This window comes from Photobacterium sp. SP02 (assembly GCF_038519165.1).
Lineage (GTDB): Bacteria > Pseudomonadota > Gammaproteobacteria > Enterobacterales > Vibrionaceae > Photobacterium > Photobacterium halotolerans.
Genome location: NZ_JASJOJ010000165.1, coordinates 1 through 502 on the forward strand (window position 1 = coordinate 1; position 502 = coordinate 502).

Genomic DNA, 502 nt, shown 5'->3' on the forward strand with positions numbered 1-502 from the left:
GTCGGCGTTATAAAAATTGAATGGCTACGTAGCTCAGTTGGTTAGAGCACATCACTCATAATGATGGGGTCACAGGTTCAAATCCCGTCGTAGCCACCATAAATTCATCATTCGAAGATGAATAGTTCACCCAGCGTATTGCGGTGGTGGCGGAATTGGTAGACGCGCTAGCTTCAGGTGCTAGTGCCCGCAAGGGCGTGAGAGTTCAAGTCTCTCCCTCCGCACCAATCTCTGAGGTGAACAGTTAAGAAGTGGACAAGTAACCATTTCTTGCTTGAATTGCACAATTCTTTGTGACATTCTGCAGGGCTATCGCCAAGCGGTAAGGCAGCGGCTTTTGATGCCGCCATCCCCTGGTTCGAATCCAGGTAGCCCTGCCATCTTACTCAGCGTGGACATGTTTGTCGGCGTTATAAAAATTGAATGGCTACGTAGCTCAGTTGGTTAGAGCACATCACTCATAATGATGGGGTCACAGGTTCAAATCCCGTCGTAGCCACCA

Annotated in this window: 4 tRNA genes; all 4 read left to right on the plus strand. The window is 49.0% G+C overall.

What is annotated here, in order from left to right:
• Positions 1-22 precede the first annotated feature (22 nt).
• The 4 genes from P0Y67_RS22780 (at position 23) to P0Y67_RS22795 (ending at position 502) form a co-directional block, all read left to right on the plus strand.
• Positions 23-99: transfer RNA gene (locus tag P0Y67_RS22780), tRNA-Met, on the plus strand.
• A 41-nt stretch (positions 100-140) separates the two neighbouring features.
• Positions 141-227: transfer RNA gene (locus tag P0Y67_RS22785), tRNA-Leu, on the plus strand.
• Between the two features lie 78 nt (positions 228-305).
• Positions 306-380: transfer RNA gene (locus P0Y67_RS22790), tRNA-Gln, on the plus strand.
• Positions 381-425: 45 nt separating this feature from the next.
• Positions 426-502: transfer RNA gene (locus P0Y67_RS22795), tRNA-Met, on the plus strand.